Below are 17,529 nucleotides of genomic sequence, written 5' to 3'. Positions count from 1 at the left end.
GCCATGAATTCATTTTGTATTTTTGAAATATCTATTTTTTTACAGTAGCGGCCCCTATGAACACTCCATTACCTCGGTCTGGCCGTTTTCTCATGAAATATCCGGGGTAGAATCAATCCAACATGGTACGGCTGATGATTTCGTCCTGCACCTCTTTGCAAAGTTCCACGAAAAAGGCGCTGTACCCTGCAACCCGAACCATGAGGTCACGGTACTCCTCGGGTGACTCCTGGGCCTTTTTCAGGGTGTCGTTATCGATATAATTGAACTGCATCTGCCCGTTGCCGAAAAGAGAGGCCGTGCGGAGCAAGGCGATGAGCCCGGCCTCGCCCTGGGGTGTCTCCAGGGAGCCTTCCATCAGCTTGAAGTTGTGAGCCATCCCCAGGCTCATGGACTCCACGTTAAGTTTTCCCACGGACTTGATGACGGCCGTGGGGCCCTTGGCGTCGGCCCCCTGGGAGGGACTCATGCCGTCTGACAGGGGCGCTGCGGCGGCCCTGCCGTTGGGGGTGGCCCCCACCATCTCACCCAGGGGGGTGTTGAAGGACTGTGACAGGGTGCCGTGGATCATGCGGGCGTAAAGGGTGGTGAACCCGTTGATGGTTTTCTCGGTGTAGTCCACGATGTCCCGGGCGATGAAATCAGCATAGTCGTCGTCGTTGCCGTATTTGGGGGCCGAAAGGCAATCCCGGCGCACCTCTTCATACCCTTCCCAGTTTGCGTCCATGGCTGCTTTGAGCTCGGCAAGGGAGACCTTTTTCTCATCAAAAACGAGTTTTTTCACGGCGGCCATGCTGTCCACGTAAGTGCCCAGCCCGGCAAAGATCGTTCCGGGCCCTTCGTAGAGGACTGCGCCCCCTGCGGTCACGTCTTTTCCGCTCTGCATGCACCCGTCCACGAACAGGGACATATAGGGGGTGGGCATCATGTCCCGCACCAGGGTCTGATTGATCACCGTTCCCCTGGCTGTGAGGGCCATGATGTGGTCCAGCTGCTTTTTCACGGCCGCATCAAACTGCTCGAAAGTGGTGAACCGGTCCAGGTCACCGGTATCGAGCCCCTGCCTGTCGGGGCCGTAGGATGCCAGCACACCGCGGTTGAAAACAAACTCAATGGCAATGGGCCACTGGGTAAAGCCCCCGGCCGTCCACTGGTGGATCCGGCCGGATTTCTGAGGTTCAACGCAGCCCATGAGGCTGTAATCCCGGGCGTCCTCAAAATCAAAGCCCTTCCTCAGCATCATCTTGATGTGGGCGTCGTCGAAGTGGCAGGCGGGCATGCCGCCCCCGGCCTTGATCACCTCCACCACCTTTTGAAGATACGCCTGGGGGGACTGGTTGTGGATGCGGCAGGCCAAAGAGGGCTGATAGACCCCCACCCTGGCCACGGCGTCCATCACAAGGTAGGTCAAGTCATTGGTGGCGTCCCCGCCCTCGCGCTTCTGGCCGCCCACGCACAGGTTGATAAAGGGCATGTACCCGGCAAAGTACGTGGCGGTGGCCTCCGGGGTGTACCAGATCATCTCCGAGCACTTGATGATGAAGCAGCCCATGAGCTCAAGGGCCAAGGCGTCGTCCAGGGTCCCCGCCTTGAGATCGGCCTCGTAACAGGGATAGACATACTGATCAAAACGGCCCAGGGAGGTGCTGCACTGGTTCTCTTCCATCAAAAAGAGGGACTGGATGGTCCAGATGGACTGGAGCGCTTCCTGAAAGGTCTCGGGCGGATGGGCCGGAACCCGGGCGTTGACCTCAGCGATCTTTTCGAGTTCTGCCTTGCGTGTTTCATCCTGCTCCCTGCCTGCAAGCTCCCTGGCATGGGCCGAAAGGCGGTCCGCATAGATGAGGATGCCCTCGCAGGTTTCAATGGCCGCCTGATAAAAGGATATTTTGTCCTTGTCTTCGGGGGCGTCGCCGGAGAGCTCTGCCAGATGGGCCTCGGCTTCGGCCTTGATGCCGCCGATCCCTTTGGTAAAGAGAATGATATCGTAGCCGGGGCTGGTGTCTCCGCCGCCGCTTGACATGTGATAGGTCAGATCGCTTACGCAGGACTCGGCACCGAACTCCCACAAGCCCTCTTTGCGAAACCAGTCTTCGCAGGCTTCCTCAAGGGACTTGCCTTCCCAGAAGGGAAAAATCTCTTCCCTCAGAATTTTTTTGTCTTCCTCGCTGATCACATACGGGTCCTGGGGACGGGAACCGATGGTGTCGAGCTCATCACGCACCCACTTCCAGGCGGTATCCGGTGAAAAAGCCCCGGCCCTTGCCCTGCCGCAGGGGTGCCCCACAACCAGTTCGTCGTCCTGAATCAGCATGGGTGCTGTCTCACAGGCCCTTTTGAAGCCCATGGCCCTGCGCAGGTTGTTGGGCAGCTCGGGGTACTCTCCGACCACGGCCGTATAGGCCTGGGCACGGCCGATGGTCATGCTCGGCTTAACGCTGAGATATGCCTCTTTCAAGCGCGCAAGGCGCGCCGGAAGCTGGGCTCTCTTTTGACGGGGGTCTGTTGTGGGGTTCATTATCACGTTCCTCGAAAATGGGGGGTACATACCGTAGTGCATGATCCTGATCCGCGATATGCGAATAAACGCATATCGCGGATCAGGATCATGGGGGAACCGCAAGGCTCCCCCATGACGGAAACCGGTCCAAGGAAATAAACCGGTCGGCTGCGTTACACGAGCTGTGCCTTGAGGTCGTCGCTGGGTGAGGGAATGACCACATGGCTGTAGACGGGGCCGGACTCGCCCACCCCTTCGATGCCGGCGGCCACAGAAGCCTTCACCGAGCCCACGTCACCGGTCATGGTGACAAAGGACTTGCCTGCAAGGCCTGCGGCAAAACGAATCTCGATGAGATCAACCTGGCCGGACTTGGCTGCGGCATCGGCGGCAAGGATGCAGGAAGCCACGGTGTAGGTCTCGATGACCCCCAGGGCGTTGATGCGGGGCACGATGGTGGCCCCGGAGAGAGCGGGCAGCACCATGTGGTGAACGCTGGGAATCACGAACCAGTCGATGACCAGCTCCCCTCCCATCTCACGACCCACTTCCACGGAGCTTTTGACGGATCCGGTGTCCCCGGCCACCATGATCAGGTACCGTCCGGGACAGGTGGGGCGTGCCATCACCAGGTCAACGGTGGCGGCCTTGCTCATTTCGTCTGCGGTCTGGATCCCCAGGGCGATGCTGTTCATTTCGACAACACCGATTGTTCTGTAATTCATACATTTACCTCATTGATCTTCACGACGCCGAGCGCTCGGGCGTGACGTGTCGTTTTTTTGCTGCGGATATCTATTCTGGTGCGCACAGTGCACCCTACCTCTCTGGAAATCCTCACCACACCGCCCTCGACGGAGGTCACCACGCCGTCGATGCTGGCGTGGATGCGTGCCCCAAGGGCCCCTTCGGGGATCTCGCCGATGAGGTCGCCTTTGGCAACGCGGTCGCCCTCCTTCACCACGCAGGCGGCGGGAGCGCCGATGTGCTGGGCAAGGGGAATGGCCACGCGCTCAGGCACGAAACGCTCTTCGGGCATGCCGGGGTGGGTGTCGTATTTCAGCACGTCCAGGCGCTGCATCAGACGCTTGGTGGGAATGTAGCGCACGTCGCGCAAGGGGTGGTTTTCCGGCTCTTCGCCGGTGCCGTTCCAGCGGATCCCCTCTTTCATGAGCTCCTTGCGAATCATGGCGTTTACCTCACGGGGCGAAAGGCCCATGGGGCACGCGAATTTCTCGCAGGCACCGCATTCGCAGCAGAGAAGGGCTGCCTTGCGGGCCTCGGGATCGGCCACCAGGGCCGACAGGGAGCGCATGAGCTTGTGGGGTGCGATGGCGTGCCCCAGGAGGTGCCGGGGGCAAAGGTCGGTGCAGTGGGTGCACTGGCAGCAGATCGTCCCGGTGATGCGCTTGATGGACGCCGGGTCCTTGATCTTGCCCTTGACCACGTTGTGCTCGGGATCAAGGACAATGAGACCGCTGGTGGTCTTGGTCACGGGCTGATCGGTATCAGGGAGCACGCGCCCCATCATGGGGCCGCCGTCCACCACGCGGTAGTCGGAAATTTTGGAACCGCCCGCAAACGCCAGGAGGTCGGAGACAATGGTGCCCACGGGCACCTTCACCACCATGTCGCGGCCCACCTCACCGGTGACGGTGACGTAGCGCTCGGTAAGGGGAATATCCTTCATGGCGTTGGCGATGTTGTACAGGGACTCGGTGTTGCTCACCACCACGCCCACCTGAAGGGGAATCCCCGCTTCGGGCACGGTGCGGCCGGTGACCTCACGGACCAGGACCTGCTCGTCGCCTGCCGGATAGAAATCCTTCAGCTCAAAGGCTTCCTGCGGGCAAGGTTGGTCAGTGGTGTCCTTGGCCACAGCGTCCTTGATGGTCTGAAGGGCCTTGGCGTGCTTGCCCTTGATGCAGATGACCCCGCGGGAGGCGCCTGTGGCGTCCAGCACCGCGTTCAATCCCTCGATCATGATATCGAGCTCATGCTCCATGATGTAGGGATCGCTCATCAGAAGGGGCTCGCAGGAGGCACCGTTCACAAGGACCGTGTCCACCGTCGCGTTGATCTTCACATGCGTCGGGAACCCAGGCACCCCGGCGCCTACCACGCCGGCGTTTAACCTTCTCTACAATCTGCTCTCTCATATGACATTCCATTTTTGTTAGTAGGCTTTGCGCAGCAACTGCCGGATGTCCCTCAGGGAGGGGCGCCTCGGGTTGGTGGACGTGCAGGCATCCTCCATGGCATGGCGGGCCATGGTCTCAAGGGATGTCTCGAACTCGTTTCGTCGATGTCCAAATCCCGGATGCGGTTGGGGATGCCCATCTGGCTGTTGAGCCAGCGCACCGCCTCAATGAGGCTCTCGTTGCCCTGCTCCACGGTCTCGCAGGGGAGTTCGAGCTTCTTGGCGATGGTGCGGTAGCGGTCCCGGACGTCAAAGCTGTTGAAGCGGATGACGTAGGAGCAGCACGGCGTTGGCCTTGCCGTGGGGGATGTGGAACAGGCCCCCCAGGGTATGGGCGATGCTGTGGGCCACGCCCAGGCCACTGTTGTTGAAGGCCATGCCTGCCATGCACGAGGCAAGGAGCATGTTCTGGCGTGCTTCCATGTCGTCGCCGTTGCGGTAGCAGCGCAGCAGGTAACGGAACACGTACTTGATGGCGTGCACCGCGTACAGGTCGGTGAAGGCGTTGGCCGGGGTGGAGACAAAGGCCTCCAGGGCGTGGGTCAGAACATCCATGCCCGTGGTGGCCGTCACCGACGGGGGCACGGACCGGGTGAACCGGGCGTCCAGCACGGCCATGTCCGGGACCAGCAGGGGATCGATCAAAGGGATCTTCATCTGCTGCTCGGTGTCGGTGACCACGGTGACCGCCGTTACCTCGGAGCCGGTGCCGCTGGTGGTGGGAATCACCACAAGCTGGGGCTTGCCCTTGGCCGGGTCCGCCTTGTCGGGGCGAAGTACATGATGGCCTTGGCCGCGTCGATGGAGGAACCGCCCCCTAAGGCGATGATCATGTCCGCACCGTCGGCCAGGAGTTTGACCGTGCCCTCACGCACGGTCTCCAGGGAGGGATCGGGCTCCACCTTGTCGTACACGCTGCTGGTGATGTTGGCGCGCTCCAGCCCGCTGATGATGCGGTCGGCAAAGCCGATCTTCACCATGAAGGCGTCGGTGACGATAAAGGCATGTTTGCCCTTGAGCTTCTCCAGGGTGTTGATGGCGTTTTCGCCGTAGCAGATCTGGGTGCGTCCGTTAAATTGTGTCAAAGCTGCGTCCTCCGGTTACTGCGATTCCCAGTCGGCGGGATAGGTGACGTACATGAAGCGTGCGGACTCGGGAACGCTGAAGGCGATGGAGGTGTTTTTGGGGATGAAGATGATGTCCCCTTTGTTGCCCACTACCTTGCGGCCGTCGATGACGATCTCCAGGTGACGTCGATGATGTAGTCCACCTCGTCGTACTTGAGGGTCCAGTCAAAGGAGGTGGCCTCCATCTCCATGATGCCGCAGCCGAGGCGGGGGCTCTCGTCCAGTGTCACGATGTCGGTGAGAAAGACTTTGTCTCCGGCCTTGCCCGTATCAAAGGGCTCGGGCTTGACGGTCTCGGTCTTCACGCAGAGCACACCGCTTTCTTTGTCCACGACTTTTTGAAAGGCCGGTGCCTTGGCGCCACCCATCTGCTCGGTGACCACTTTTCGGATCAGCTCTTCAAGGACTTTTTCATTGATATCCATGCTCGGACTCCTTTTTCTTCGGTGTGGTGTATAGGATAACTCAGGTCGTGGGTGTCCCGGTGCCTGGTTCGTCGTCCCATCAAAGGCGTGCGCGCCCCTTGTGGAACGAAAAGCCACGAATCGGGACCCTGCGGCCGGCGGCATGGGAAATCCCCACGCCGCCGGTCACGGGCGATTTATGCTTCCTGCTTCTTGGGGAGGATGAGCTCCACCTCAGAGTGGGGACGGGGAATCACGTGAACACTCACGAGCTCGCCCACACGATCGGCGGCGGCTGCACCGGCGTCGGTGGCTGCCTTGACGGCGCCTACGTCACCGCGAACCAGGGCAGTGACAAGACCGGAACCAACCTGCTCACGACCCACCAGCTCTACGTTGGCTGCTTTAACCATGGCGTCCGCTGCTTCGATGGCGCCCACAAGACCTTTGGTTTCTACCATTCCCAATGCTTTCATTGTGCGTATCTCCTTTTTTAAAAAAGTAGGTATCCTGCTTTTAAAAAATGTTGCGTTCTACCTTATTATATAGATCCGCTTGCAACATACCGCCGTTGGCTGAGCGTTGCCTGTGATGCCGTACCGGAAATCAAAAGAGCAGCGACGGTGGTTTCAAGTTGATCACGTGGTACCGCCCGAGGGCTTCAAGCGCGCCCCGAGCGATGGTTACATGGGTTTTCAAAAATCAAACGATTGGCCCTTACGGGCGCTTCACCAGGGCGTTGACCACCGAGGTGTCGGGGGACGGAATCACCACCGCCTCCACAAGGGCCTTGCCCAGGGACTCCCGCGCCGCGTCCACAGCTTCCCGGACCGACGCCACATCGCCCGTCAGGACAAAGTAGGACTTCCCGTTGATGCCCTGGCCGGTGACGATGCGGGCCAGCGCCACGGCAGATCGCTTCACGGCCTCATCGGCTGCGGCGATGCCCGATGAAGCGGTGCGGCATTCCACCACGCCGATGGCACCCTGACCCTGCACGGCCAGGCCCCTTTTGAGGGCCTGAAGCACCTGGGGCGAAACGCCCCCGATGGTGTAGCTTCCGGCCAGGGCATAGCCCGCGGCTTCAGCGGCCGTCACCGAGGCGGCCACGGCCGCCCGGTCGCCGCCCACATGGATCATGTACCGACCGGAACATATGGTGCCCGCCTTTGAGGAGGGTCACCTCTGCTGCCTTGACCATGATATCGGCAAGGACCGCACCGGCGGCGATGCTTCGGCTCTCTATGATGCCCAGGGAATCCATGGCCCTTACATCCCCTCCTGAACCTCGACCTCGTCGATGATGCCGACGATGGTGGCATCCACGGGCGCATCAGAAATGGAGCCTGCGTTACGGGCGGAGCTGCCGGTGGCCACGAGGACCCGGTCTCCGATGCCCGCGCCGATGAAGTCAACGGCCACCAGGGAGTCAAGCTCTTCGTTGGTGCAAGCGTCCAGGCGCCTGACCACCATGAGTTTCATGCCGCTTAAGCCGTCTTCTTTTCGTGTGGCCCACACATTGCCGATCACTTTTCCAACGATCATCCTGGTCGCCTCGTAAGGGTTGGGTCCGGCCCAGTGGCCATGACCCGTTGGTTGTTATCCCCGGGTAAGGGTGATGCCGAGTTCCTTGGCGCTCTCCACGGCAAGGGGGGTGACCTGGGCGTCTGCGGGAAGCCAAAGCTCCGTTGCGCCCCTGCGGCCAGCCTCTGCCACGTCCGATTCGGTCACCAGGGGTTTCCTGATCCGGACGGTGTCGCGTTTCGTCATATCCATGGCGGACAGGCCGAAGGAGGCCAGTGCCGCCTCCTGTCCCTCGAAGAGCCGCATGAGGCCTTCGGGGGCGGTATCGGCGTACCGCTTGTATTCAAACTCCATCACTTCCACCGGGTGACCGGCCAGAAGGGCTGCCAGGACCTTTTCCATCAGGGGTCCATCGGCCTTGCCCGCGGCCATGTCCGCCATGTGGCGAGTGGGAGAAAATAGCACAATGCGCCGCAGGCTTCTTAAAGCCCCGGGTCTTCATCCGGGTAGAGAAAGGCGTGCCCGTCGCCCAGCCGCTTTTCGGCGGCCTGGCATTTGGGACAGATCTTCTCACCGATGATGAGTACCCTGGGTGCCTCGTCACGGCCGTCGATCTGCTTGAGAACCTCGGCGGCGATGGCTTTTACCAGTGCTTCCACATCCATGGTGTCTCTCCTATTCGCCCTGTGGCACCGAGCTCAGGGCAATGCCCATGGGGGTCACAAGAAAGGGGTTGGCCGGTTTGTACACTGGGATCCCGAGCTCTTTTTCAAACACGGTCTCCATGTCCGTAAGGCAGCAGGTGCCGCCCACAAGGTAAACGGCTTTTATGTTCCGCCCCTCGATGTGCCCTTTCACGATGGTGGCCATCTTCTGGATCACGGGACGGACCGCGGCAAAGATCTCCTTGTGCCGCCCGTAGTCCCGTTTGATCTCCTCGGCCTCTTCGAAGCTCACCTTGTAAGCGCCGGAGAGGACCAGGGAGAGATGGGTTCCGCCCGTGGCTTCGTCGGCCACGTAGACCACCTTGCCCTTCTCCAGGATGGAGAGGCCGGTGGTACCGCCGCCGATGTCCACGATGACACCGTCTTCAACCCCCAACACGGCGTTGGCCGCCGTGGGCTCGTCCAGCAGGTTGGTCACTTCCATCCCCGCGCCTTCCACCACATAGCCGTGGGTCTTGCAGTCCGACTCGCCGGTTCCGGGAGGCACGGCAATGGCCGCCTTTTCCAGTTCCCGTCCGAGGCGTTCCTCAAGCTGGGCCTTGAGACGCCTGACCACGGTCATGGCGCCCATGTAGTCCACCACCAGGCCGTCTTTGATGACCTGGGCAAACTCCATGGCACAGGCCACGGGCTCCCTCTTGCTGTTCATGACGACCAGCACGATGAAGGCGGTACCCAAGTCCACCCCCACCAGAAGCTCTTCGGTGGGAGAGACCTCCCGTGTGGTGTCGAGGCACGTTTCCAGATCGGCGATGAGCCGATCCACGGATGAAAAGTCCAGCATTACGCCTCCTGGGTGACGCCCACGATACGGCCGGTGGCGTTTTTGCCCAGGCCGCAGCTGTTGGCTTCGTCAAAGTCGATGTGCATGGCCAGTCGGAAGTCCTTGTTCACCCGCACAATGACATCCTTGAACACCGCAGGGCGGGATCCGTCCATGTGGACATCCACCTTCTGGTTGTCGGACACGCCGAAACGGGCCGCGTCCGCAGGGGACATGTGGATGTGACGGGCTGCAACGATGACCCCCTCTTCCAACCCGGCAAGGCCGCTGCCGGAGGTGAGGACGACACCCGGGGTACCGGCCACGTCGCCGGACTGGCGAACCGGTGCCTTGACACCCAGGATGCGAGCGTCGGTGAGGGAAAGCTCCACCTGGCTCTTGGGTCGGGCGGGCCCTAAGACTGCCACGTTGTCGATGACGCCGCTGGGACCGATAAGGCGGACCCGCTCCTTGCAGAGATACTGACCCGGCTGGGAGAGCTCCTTGACGTGGGTCAGGGAACCGCCGAACAGCTCTTTGATATCTTCTTCACACAGATGGACATGGCGACCGGAGAGCTCCACGGGGATGGCTGCGTCGCAGGACGCCGCCGCCTTTTCCGCCGGGGTCTCTCCCATCTGGTCCATGACCTTCTTGATAATGTCTTCTACGATAGTCTGTTGCATCGGATCTCCTAGATGTACATGCCGCCCTTGTCTTTGAGCATCATGATGTAAATGGCGCTGCTCATGCGGTTCAGGGCCTGGACCATGTCGGGTGTGCCCAGCTGAAAGGACTCTTTGAGCACACTGACGGCCGACACCTCCAACTCACGAACCAGGGCTCGCAGGCGGTTGAGCTTCAGAATCATCTCCCCCATGTCGTACGTGGGGAGAAGGTGACCCACCCCGTAGTATTTTTTGGGGTTGTGTGAGTGGGCCCGGAGCTCCCCGTCGGTAAGCCCCAGGATGGGCTTGTCCGGCATGGGGGTGTCCAGGACATCGCGGCGCATGATGTCGCGGGTCCACTCAAGGATCTCAGAAAGATCCGCCACCAATGCCTTTTTACCGGCATCGTGGGCTTTGGCCTGCAGCAGGAGAATCTCCCCCTGGCAGGTATCGAGGCGGCCCCTGAACACAATGCGCGGATGGTCCTTGGGGACCAGCCGGTTGCCCGTGAGCTGGGTCATGTGCTCGGGCTTTGTGTCGTAGAAGCTGCCGTCAACGGCCGACACGTATGTCGGGCCGGTTTTCCCTTCCGCCTCTGTTTTCTCCGGGGCGGCCTCGGGCTGCGAGGCGCATGACGCTTCTTCCCCCCTGACGACCTTGACCCCCTTCTCACCGAGAAGCTGGGATGCGGAGGGGGTCAGGATCTGACCCTCCTCCAGCTTGAAAGTCTCAGGAACGTCCTTTCTGAAGATCTCCCTCAGATAGGTTTCCGATATGACTTTCATGGCTTATTATCCTTCAATTTTGGGGAGAATCAGCTCCACTTCACCGTGGGGACGGGGAATGACGTGTACGCTGACGAGCTCGCCCACGCGGTCGGCGGCTGCTGCACCGGCATCGGTGGCCGCCTTGACGGCGCCTACGTCACCTCGGACCATCACGGTCACGAGACCGGCACCCACCTGGCTGCGGCCGATGAGGGTAACGTTGGCAGCTTTTACCATGGCATCTGCTGCTTCTACTGCGCCTACGAGACCTCGGGTTTCGATCATTCCAAGTGCATTCTGTGAACTCATGATTCTTTTCTCCTAAAAATAAAGTATCTGTGACTATCTGTCGCCGGGGCCCCGCGTAAAGACCTGAAGGGCCCCGGTGCAACATCGTGTTTGGTTCAGGCCGCCGGCAAAGGCGACCTTGTCTTGCAATTAAACAGTGCCGCTCATCTTTTTGAGCTGCTCCATGATCATGTTGGTCACGGCCTGCACGTCCACGCTCTCGGTGGAGGCGTTGCAGGTGGTTGCAGCGGCGTCGTCCAGACCGTAGGCCATGCGACGGATGTTGAAGAGCTGCTGGGGACCGACGTTCTCGGAGGTGGCGCTGCCGCCCACGGTCCCGCACCCGAGGGTGAAGGAGGGAGCCATGTTGGTGGAGATGCCCACGGCGCCCTGGGTGGTGGGGGTGTTCACCAGGAAACGGGAGACGGGCTTCTTCAGCGCGAACTCACGGATCACGGTCTCGTTGTTGGAGTGGATGCCCATGGAGTGGCCCAGGCCGCCGTTGTGGAGGAGCTTGTAGCAGAGCTCGCAGGCTTCCTGCCAGTCGTTGACCACGTAGAAACCGAGAAGTGCGGTGAGCTTCTCCTTGGAGAAGGGGAATTTGGGTCCCACGCCGGGCTCGTCGCAGAGCAGCATGGTGGTGCCGGCGGGCACGTCGATGCCGGCCACCTTGGCGATGTCGGCTGCGCAGCGGCCTACGATGGCGGGGTTCATGGAGCCGTTGGGGCGTTCCATGACGCGCTTGACCTTGGCCAGATTCTCCCCTTCCAGGAAGTAGCCGCCCTGGGCGATGACGCTGGCTTTTACCTTGTCTGCGATGCAGGCTTCGGTGACGATGGCCTGCTCGGAGGCGCATACGGTGCCGTTGTCAAAGGTCTTGGAGGCAAAGATCTTCTGGACGGCCACGTCCACGTCGGCGCTGCGCTCGATGAAGGCGGGCACGTTGCCGGAGCCCACGCCCAGGGCGGGGGTGCCGGAGCTGTAAGCCGCCTTGACCATGGCGTTGCCGCCAGTGGCCAGGATCATGTCGGAGATCTTCATCAGCTCATCGGTGCCCTGGAGGGTGGGAACGCTGATGACGCCCACGAGGTCCTCGGGGAGGTCCATGGCCTTGAGGACGCCGCGGATCATGTTGACGGTGGCCGTGATGCACTTCACCGCGCTGGGGTGAGGAGAGAACACGATGCCGTTGGCGCTCTTAAGGGAGATGATGGCCTTGTAGAGCGTGGTGCTCGTGGGGTTGGTGGAGGGGATGAGGCCCGCGATCACACCCATGGGAGCAGCGATCTCAACGATTTTGTTCTCGGTGTCTTCGTTGATGATCCCCACGGTCTTGACGCCGCGGTAGTAGCTCACCAGCTTTTCGGAGGCGAGGATGTTCTTCTGCTTCTTGTCCTGCCACTTACCGAAACCGGTCTCTTCGCTGGCCATCTTGCCCAGCTCTTCAGCCATCTCGGCACCCACTTTGGCAATGGCCTCCACAAGGGCGTCCACGCGTTCCTGACCGGCCCGTTCAAGAACGGGCTGCGCAGCGCGTGCCGCACGGACCAGGGCTCGGGTCTCCTGAATTGAGAGCAAATCCTTATCTACCATCTTACGTCCTCTCTTACTTCTCTAATGTCTTCATGTATTGAACAAACGCCTCAAGAAGATCTTTCTTCTTGGCATACTTGATCTCACCCCTCGGGATGGAAAAGGTGGGGATCTGCCGGGCGAGGCGCCGCAGTTTGGTCACTTTCAGTTTTTTCAGGTCTGCCATGTCAACGGTCAGGGCATCCTCGGCTCCGCCCTCATCTGCAGGGCTGGGGCTGTCGGTGAGGTCGGGTGTCGCCGTATCGGGCAGTGCCGCGGGCTCCGGTTCCGGTTCAACCTCGGGTTCAAGGATGATCTCCGGTTCCTCGGCCTCGGGGGCCTTGCGCTCGGGAACGCAGGTGGGCCGCTTGGCCTCTTCAATCAAAATGCCGTCCAGGCCTTCTGCGGTGCGGGCGATCACGGTGATGGAGAGAACCTCCCCAAGACGCGCGGCCGCCGTGCTTCCGGCGTCCACCGACGCCTTGACGGCAGAGACGTCACCGGTCATCAGGATGGAGACAAGGCCCCCACCCACGGCCTGGGAACCGAGGATGGAGACATCGGCGGTCTTCACCGCCACGTCACCGGCCTCGATGGCGGGGACAAGACCCACGGTCTCGATGATCCCCAATGCCCTGCCGTTTAGCTTCATGACTCCGTGTGCCTTCATGGCTTACCCCCTCTACTCTACGACGTAGGTGGCGAAAAAGACCTTGGCCTTGTCGGGGGAGCCCCAGACGACCTTGGCGCCGGAGGGGACAAAGAACACATCCCCGGCCTTGGCGGTGAAGGTCCGGTTGTCGATGCTCACGGTGAGGGTCCCTTCGATGACGTAGTCGATCTCTTCGTACCCTTCCATGACCCACTCAAAGCGGGAGGCGTCGATCTCAAGGAACCCGGCACCCATATGGGAGCCGTCGTCACCGCCGACGACCTCACGGAAGCAGGCCTTGGCATCGGGCGTTCCGGTGTCGAGGACTTCCATGGCCACGGACTTGCCGCGGACCAGCTTGACCCCGCCGCCGGTTTCGGCGCAGTAGGGTTCGGAGGCGGCGGTGCCGTCGGTCATGATGCCGTTTAAAAGCCCCTTGTTCATCATGGCTTTCAGGGCCCCGTAGATTGTCTCACAGCTGATCTCGCCCTCTTCTTCCGAGGCGGCGGCGTCACCTGCGGCGGCGCACTCAGGTGCCTGGGCCTTGCACGCGACGCACTCGGCTTCGGTCTTGCCCTCGCACAGCGTCAGCTTGGCGGCTTTTGCGGCGTCTTTTGCCGACGGGGTCAAAATCATCCCCGGTTCGACGCAAAGGGTGGTCTCCCCCTGCTTCACCAGCTTTTCGATATCATCCGCACAAATCAGTTTTTTCATGTGTTTTTCAACCCTTTCATGTATTTGCGCACGTTCCTGTTACCAACCTTGTATAAAATATCCATCCATGGGACCGTTTTTCAGTGTCTCACCACGGTCACCGGAAAATCTGAGTTCTTAATCCACGATTCAATACGGTCCAGATCTGCGTCGGAGAGGCTCGGATCTCCCTGGATGGGATAATCCCAACCCAGCTGCTTGTATTTGTTGACCCCCATCTTGTGGTAGGGGAGCAGGTCAATGCCTTTGAAGTTCTTGTAATCCCGGTACGGCATCAGAAAATCGATGAGGGCACGAATCTCCCCTTCGCTGTCGTTGACGCCCTTAAGGAGCGGCATCCGGATCTGGACGTTGTGCCGGTTGTCCAGCAGGGTTTTCAGGTTGCTTAAAATCATCTCGTTGCGGACCCCGGTCAGTTCATGGTGGCGATCGGAGTCCATGTGCTTCATGTCAAAGAGAAAAAGGTCCGTGAACTCGGCCACCTTCATGAGGGCCTCGGGCTTGGCGTAGCCGCAGGTCTCGATGGCGGTGTTGATGCCCACCTGCTTGCAGACCATCATCAGGTTGGCCGCGGCATCCGGCTGCATCAGGGCCTCGCCTCCCCCTAAGGTCAGGCCGCCTCCGGACATCTCGTAAAAGGAGCGGTCCTCCTCCACGATCTCCAGCAGCTCCGAAATCGTTTTCACATCCCCGACAACGGAGAGAGCGGACTGAAGGCAGGCCTCTTCACACTTGCGGCACCCGATGCACTCGCTGCCCTTGACGAACTCGTGGGCCCCGGTGTCCGGGGAGAGCCTGTGGACACCGGTGGGGCACACCGAGACACATGCCCCGCAGTTGACACACAGGCTCTCCTTAAACAGGACCTGGTGTTTCTTCTTCTGACTTTCGGGATTCGAGCACCACTTGCAGCGCAGGGGACACCCTTTGAAGAACACGATGGTCCTTACGCCGGGCCCGTCATACATGTTGTATTTCTGGATGTTGAATATCAGTGCTTTTCGTTCAATCATGGTTCCGCCTGTGCTGCTCATGGTGCTAAAAATCCCTATGTGTCTGTCAGTCTCGGTGTGATCCCCTTAGATCTCGTGCAACATGGTCCTGCTGATGATCTCGTCCTGAACATCCTTGCAGAGTTCCACGAAGAAGGCGCTGTAGCCAGCCACGCGGACCACGAGGTCGCGGTACTTCTCAGGGGTCTTCTGGGCTTCCAGCAGGGTCTCGTTGTCGAGGTAGTTGAACTGCATCTCCCCGTTGCCCAGCATGCAGGCGGTACGGATCAGGGTGATGACGCCGTTCTCCCCTTCGGGGGTGTCCAGCAGGCCGCTCATCAGCTTGAAGTTGTGCACCATGCCGATGTTCATGCTGTCGTTGGACATCTTGGACACGGACTTGATGATGGCGGTGGGGCCCTTGAAGTCGGCGCCCTGGGTGGGGCTGATGCCGTCTGAAAGGGGCATCCACGCATCACGGCCGTTGGCGGAAGCTCCCAGGAGCTGACCGAAGGGCGTGTTGTTGGAGATGGAGAGGGTCCCGTGGCTCAAGACAGAGTAGAGGGTCTTGTACTTGCGGTGCTCCTGCTCGGTGAAGCTGACGAGGTCGGCGGCGATGAGGTCGGCGTAGTCGTCGTCGTTGCCGAACTTGGGAGCGGCAAGACAATCGGCCTTCACCTGATCGTAGCCCTTGAACTCGGCCTTGAGGGCTTCGTTCATCTGCTCCAGGGTGTACTTCTTGTCGTCAAAGACCAGCTTCTTAATGGCAGCCATGGAGTCGGCGTGGGTGGCCAGGCCGCTCCAGATAACACCGGGGCCGAAGTTGTACATGGCGCCGCCTGCGGAGACGTCCTTGCCGGAATCCATGCAACCCTCGTACATCATGGACATGAGGGGCTTGGGTGCCAGGTCACGGTGGATGCGCTGGGAGATAACGGTGCCCACGCTGGACCACTTGGTGACGTGCTTGATCATCTCTTTGACGGCCGCGTCGAACTTCTCGTAGGTGTCGTACTGGCTCAGGGGGCCGTAGTCGGGGCACACCTGCTTCTCGTACCAGAGGGGCACACCGTGGTTGAGGACCATCTCGATACAGATAGGCCACTGGGTGTAGGCCGTGGAGGTCCACTGGTAGAGACGCCCTGCTTTCTGGGGCTCAACGCAACCCATGAGGCAGTAGTCGCGGGAGTCTTCGATGGAGCATCCCTTGGCCAGCATCATCTTGATGTGGGTGTCGTCGAAGTGGATGGCGGGGAAGCCCATGCCGGAACGGATAACATCCACGATCTTCTTCAGGTACTTGTGGGGGGACCTGTTGTGGACACGGGTGGCCAGGGAGGGCTGGTACACTCGCACGTGACGCACAGCGTCCATGAGCAGGTAGGTGAGGTCGTTGGTGGTCGAGCGCCGCCGGCCACCCGCTACCACACACACGTCGTCGACGAAGGGCTGGTACCCGGCAAAGAACTTGGAGGCGTCTTCGCTGGTGAGCCACATCATCTCGGACATCTTGATGAGCATACAACCGGCCAGGTCAAAGGCTTCGTACTCGGTCATGCGACCGGCGTCGATGTCCGCCTTGAAGAAGGGGTACATGTACTGGTCCACACGGCCGATGGACATACCGGTCTGGTTCTCTTCCACCACCAGGAGGGACTCGATGGTCCAGACCGCCTGGATGGCTTCCCAGAAGGTCTCGGGCTTGTGGGCGGGAACGCGGGCGTTGACCTCGGAGATCTTCAGCAGCTCGGCCTTGCGCTGGGGATTGGTCGCCTTGGCGGCCAGCTCTGCGGCGTAGTCGGAGATGCGCTTGGCGTAGATCATCACGCCTTCGGCGGTGAGGATCAGGGACTTGTAGAAGTAGATCTTGTCAAAGTCTTCGGGGTTCTCGTAGTCCAGCTCGGCCAGCTTCTCCTCGGCATCCTTGACGATGTCGAGCATCCCCTTTTTCATGAGGATCACGTCGTAGCCGGGGTTGGAGTCACCCCCGCCGTTCACGGCGTGGTAGGAGCAGTCGGTGACATAAGACTCACCGGAGATCTCCCACATGCCGGCTTCGCGGTACTGCTGTTCGCAATACTCGTCCACGGACTGGCCTTCCCAGAAGGGGAAGATCTCATCTTTCAGAACCTTTTTGTCCTCTTCGGAAATAAAGAAGGGGTCCTGGGCACGGGTACCAATGGTGTCCAGCTCGTCGCGGACCCAGCGCCAGGCAATGTCGGGAGAGAAGGCACCGCTTCGGGGAGAGCCGCAGGGGGAGCCCACGATGAGTTCGTTGTCCTGGATGACCAGGGGCGCGGTCTCGCAGCAGCGCTTGAAGCTCATGCCGCGGAGGATAGCCTTGGGAAGACCGGGGTTCTCCTTGGCGATCTGGGTCATCACCTTGGCGCGGTGAATGGTAATGGAGGGCACCTGCTTGAGGAAATTCTCCCTCAGCTGTGCGTGACGCTCGGTGGGGCCGTCGGGAATACCGGGGCCGTGGGTTGTAGCGATACCTGCAACGCCAGGGGCTGCCTTGGTGATCTCAGAAGAGATGCCCTCAAACATCTTTTTGAGCGATGCGCGCTCTTGAGGGGTCAGGTTCTTAGTCGCTTCTGCAAGCTTGCTTGAAAATTCATGAAGATCCAAAAGTA

General features: G+C 60.5%; 20 protein-coding genes and 1 pseudogene. All 21 read right to left on the bottom strand.

Translation table 11 applies throughout. From position 1 onward, the window contains the following. Positions 1-112: 112 nt before the first annotated feature. Complete coding sequence (gene cutC, locus ACOYW1_RS09500) at positions 113-2,518, bottom strand: choline trimethylamine-lyase (protein ID WP_482422596.1); 2,406 nt, start codon at positions 2,516-2,518, stop codon at positions 113-115. Positions 2,519-2,673: 155 nt separating this feature from the next. After that, a complete protein-coding gene (locus ACOYW1_RS09495; protein ID WP_482416608.1) occupies positions 2,674-3,225 on the bottom strand; it encodes a BMC domain-containing protein in 552 nt (183 codons plus the stop codon). Beyond that, positions 3,222-4,586: a 4Fe-4S dicluster domain-containing protein gene (locus ACOYW1_RS09490; protein WP_482422595.1), complete on the bottom strand. Its 1,365-nt coding sequence runs from the start codon at positions 4,584-4,586 to the stop codon at positions 3,222-3,224. Before ACOYW1_RS09490 ends, ACOYW1_RS09495 begins: the two co-directional genes overlap by 4 nt. A 269-nt stretch (positions 4,587-4,855) precedes the next feature. Next, positions 4,856-5,756 (bottom strand): annotated as a pseudogene (locus ACOYW1_RS09485) (iron-containing alcohol dehydrogenase); the annotation flags it as partial. A 44-nt stretch (positions 5,757-5,800) separates the two neighbouring features. Then, entirely contained in the window at positions 5,801-5,917 is a 117-nt protein-coding gene (locus tag ACOYW1_RS09480) for a hypothetical protein (RefSeq protein ID WP_482422594.1), read from the bottom strand. After that, the gene (locus ACOYW1_RS09475) at positions 5,917-6,252 is read right to left on the bottom strand and encodes a cupin domain-containing protein (RefSeq protein ID WP_482422593.1); all 336 of its coding nucleotides are present in this window, start codon (positions 6,250-6,252) and stop codon (positions 5,917-5,919) included. Before ACOYW1_RS09475 ends, ACOYW1_RS09480 begins: the two co-directional genes overlap by 1 nt. Positions 6,253-6,428: 176 nt before the next feature. Further along, the gene (eutM, locus tag ACOYW1_RS09470; protein ID WP_180141182.1) at positions 6,429-6,707 is read right to left on the bottom strand and encodes an ethanolamine utilization microcompartment protein EutM; all 279 of its coding nucleotides are present in this window, start codon (positions 6,705-6,707) and stop codon (positions 6,429-6,431) included. A gap of 241 nt (positions 6,708-6,948) precedes the next feature. After that, positions 6,949-7,371, bottom strand: a complete 423-nt coding sequence (locus ACOYW1_RS09465; RefSeq protein WP_482422592.1) for a BMC domain-containing protein — start codon at positions 7,369-7,371, stop codon at positions 6,949-6,951. Beyond that, positions 7,316-7,495 (bottom strand): BMC domain-containing protein, encoded by a 180-nt coding sequence (locus ACOYW1_RS09460; protein WP_482422591.1) that lies wholly within the window; start codon positions 7,493-7,495, stop codon positions 7,316-7,318. The genes ACOYW1_RS09465 and ACOYW1_RS09460 overlap by 56 nt, the downstream gene beginning before the upstream one ends. 5 nt (positions 7,496-7,500) lie before the next feature. Continuing rightward, on the bottom strand, positions 7,501-7,776 hold the full coding sequence (locus ACOYW1_RS09455; RefSeq protein WP_482422590.1) for a EutN/CcmL family microcompartment protein: 276 nt from the start codon (positions 7,774-7,776) through the stop codon (positions 7,501-7,503). Positions 7,777-7,830: 54 nt separating this feature from the next. Further along, entirely contained in the window at positions 7,831-8,220 is a 390-nt protein-coding gene (locus ACOYW1_RS09450) for a hypothetical protein (protein ID WP_482422589.1), read from the bottom strand. Between the two features lie 17 nt (positions 8,221-8,237). Next, complete coding sequence (locus ACOYW1_RS09445; protein ID WP_482422588.1) at positions 8,238-8,420, bottom strand: hypothetical protein; 183 nt, start codon at positions 8,418-8,420, stop codon at positions 8,238-8,240. Positions 8,421-8,430: 10 nt separating this feature from the next. Continuing rightward, positions 8,431-9,264, bottom strand: a complete 834-nt coding sequence (eutJ, locus tag ACOYW1_RS09440; RefSeq protein ID WP_482422587.1) for an ethanolamine utilization protein EutJ — start codon at positions 9,262-9,264, stop codon at positions 8,431-8,433. Next, positions 9,264-9,929: a phosphate propanoyltransferase gene (locus tag ACOYW1_RS09435; protein WP_482422586.1), complete on the bottom strand. Its 666-nt coding sequence runs from the start codon at positions 9,927-9,929 to the stop codon at positions 9,264-9,266. Before ACOYW1_RS09435 ends, eutJ begins: the two co-directional genes overlap by 1 nt. Positions 9,930-9,937: 8 nt before the next feature. After that, complete coding sequence (locus ACOYW1_RS09430) at positions 9,938-10,696, bottom strand: hypothetical protein (RefSeq protein ID WP_482422585.1); 759 nt, start codon at positions 10,694-10,696, stop codon at positions 9,938-9,940. A gap of 6 nt (positions 10,697-10,702) precedes the next feature. Further along, positions 10,703-10,987, bottom strand: coding sequence for an ethanolamine utilization microcompartment protein EutM (gene eutM, locus ACOYW1_RS09425; protein ID WP_092215742.1), 285 nt, complete (start codon positions 10,985-10,987; stop codon positions 10,703-10,705). A 129-nt stretch (positions 10,988-11,116) separates the two neighbouring features. Further along, complete coding sequence (locus ACOYW1_RS09420; RefSeq protein ID WP_180141170.1) at positions 11,117-12,559, bottom strand: acetaldehyde dehydrogenase (acetylating); 1,443 nt, start codon at positions 12,557-12,559, stop codon at positions 11,117-11,119. 13 nt (positions 12,560-12,572) lie between these two features. Beyond that, positions 12,573-13,208, bottom strand: coding sequence for a BMC domain-containing protein (locus ACOYW1_RS09415; RefSeq protein WP_482422584.1), 636 nt, complete (start codon positions 13,206-13,208; stop codon positions 12,573-12,575). A 12-nt stretch (positions 13,209-13,220) separates the two neighbouring features. Further along, positions 13,221-13,904 carry a cupin domain-containing protein gene (locus ACOYW1_RS09410; RefSeq protein ID WP_482422583.1) on the bottom strand — a complete coding sequence of 228 codons (684 nt, stop codon included), beginning with the start codon at positions 13,902-13,904 and terminating at the stop codon, positions 13,221-13,223. An 80-nt stretch (positions 13,905-13,984) separates the two neighbouring features. Next, positions 13,985-14,917: a choline TMA-lyase-activating enzyme gene (cutD, locus tag ACOYW1_RS09405; RefSeq protein ID WP_482416617.1), complete on the bottom strand. Its 933-nt coding sequence runs from the start codon at positions 14,915-14,917 to the stop codon at positions 13,985-13,987. Positions 14,918-14,983: 66 nt separating this feature from the next. Further along, the gene (gene cutC, locus ACOYW1_RS09400; protein WP_482422582.1) at positions 14,984-17,524 is read right to left on the bottom strand and encodes a choline trimethylamine-lyase; all 2,541 of its coding nucleotides are present in this window, start codon (positions 17,522-17,524) and stop codon (positions 14,984-14,986) included. Positions 17,525-17,529 lie beyond the last annotated feature (5 nt).

The organism is Desulfoluna sp. CYM3A (assembly GCF_056829965.1).
This window is presented reverse-complemented; position numbering and strand designations above follow the sequence as displayed.

What these genes read in the sequence shown, in the direction of transcription:
- cutC (WP_482422596.1), bottom strand. Translation starts at nt 2,518, where the DNA reads ATGAACCCCACAACAGACCCCCGTCAAAAGAGAGCCCAGCTTCCGGCG.
- ACOYW1_RS09495 (WP_482416608.1), bottom strand. Translation starts at nt 3,225, where the DNA reads ATGAATTACAGAACAATCGGTGTTGTCGAAATGAACAGCATCGCCCTG.
- ACOYW1_RS09475 (WP_482422593.1), bottom strand. Translation starts at nt 6,252, where the DNA reads ATGGATATCAATGAAAAAGTCCTTGAAGAGCTGATCCGAAAAGTGGTC.
- eutM (WP_180141182.1), bottom strand. Translation starts at nt 6,707, where the DNA reads ATGAAAGCATTGGGAATGGTAGAAACCAAAGGTCTTGTGGGCGCCATC.
- ACOYW1_RS09465 (WP_482422592.1), bottom strand. Translation starts at nt 7,371, where the DNA reads ATGATCCATGTGGGCGGCGACCGGGCGGCCGTGGCCGCCTCGGTGACG.
- ACOYW1_RS09460 (WP_482422591.1), bottom strand. Translation starts at nt 7,495, where the DNA reads ATGGATTCCCTGGGCATCATAGAGAGCCGAAGCATCGCCGCCGGTGCG.
- ACOYW1_RS09455 (WP_482422590.1), bottom strand. Translation starts at nt 7,776, where the DNA reads ATGATCGTTGGAAAAGTGATCGGCAATGTGTGGGCCACACGAAAAGAA.
- ACOYW1_RS09445 (WP_482422588.1), bottom strand. Translation starts at nt 8,420, where the DNA reads ATGGATGTGGAAGCACTGGTAAAAGCCATCGCCGCCGAGGTTCTCAAG.
- eutJ (WP_482422587.1), bottom strand. Translation starts at nt 9,264, where the DNA reads ATGCTGGACTTTTCATCCGTGGATCGGCTCATCGCCGATCTGGAAACG.
- ACOYW1_RS09435 (WP_482422586.1), bottom strand. Translation starts at nt 9,929, where the DNA reads ATGCAACAGACTATCGTAGAAGACATTATCAAGAAGGTCATGGACCAG.
- ACOYW1_RS09430 (WP_482422585.1), bottom strand. Translation starts at nt 10,696, where the DNA reads ATGAAAGTCATATCGGAAACCTATCTGAGGGAGATCTTCAGAAAGGAC.
- eutM (WP_092215742.1), bottom strand. Translation starts at nt 10,987, where the DNA reads ATGAGTTCACAGAATGCACTTGGAATGATCGAAACCCGAGGTCTCGTA.
- ACOYW1_RS09420 (WP_180141170.1), bottom strand. Translation starts at nt 12,559, where the DNA reads ATGGTAGATAAGGATTTGCTCTCAATTCAGGAGACCCGAGCCCTGGTC.
- ACOYW1_RS09415 (WP_482422584.1), bottom strand. Translation starts at nt 13,208, where the DNA reads ATGAAGGCACACGGAGTCATGAAGCTAAACGGCAGGGCATTGGGGATC.
- ACOYW1_RS09410 (WP_482422583.1), bottom strand. Translation starts at nt 13,904, where the DNA reads ATGAAAAAACTGATTTGTGCGGATGATATCGAAAAGCTGGTGAAGCAG.
- cutD (WP_482416617.1), bottom strand. Translation starts at nt 14,917, where the DNA reads ATGATTGAACGAAAAGCACTGATATTCAACATCCAGAAATACAACATG.